We start from the raw sequence: 240 nt of genomic DNA on the forward strand, positions 1-240 counted from the left end.
ACTTTTGCTTCGGGAAGGATGTCGAATTTGACGTTCCAGTCGAAAATTTTTTGTTCCTCGTTATGGATGCGCGGTTGTGCTTCGAGAATGTGCATGGTCAAGATTTGTTGATTGGGGGTGATGACCCACCCTTTTCCGTCGTCAAAGATATCTTGGATGGCGGGAAAGAATAGTTCTTCGGCGGTCATTGCATATTCGAGGCGGCGCGAATCGGATGCCAAAAGCATATAGTTTTGGCAT

General features: G+C 46.7%; 1 pseudogene. It reads right to left on the minus strand.

Going from position 1 to position 240, the window contains the following annotated elements:
• A pseudogene (locus tag HMPREF3055_RS00905) lies at positions 1-221 on the minus strand (peptidoglycan-binding protein); the annotation flags it as partial.
• Positions 222-240 lie beyond the last annotated feature (19 nt).

The sequence above is a fragment of the Rothia sp. HMSC061C12 genome (assembly GCF_001815755.1).
GTDB classification, from domain to species: domain Bacteria; phylum Actinomycetota; class Actinomycetes; order Actinomycetales; family Micrococcaceae; genus Rothia; species Rothia mucilaginosa.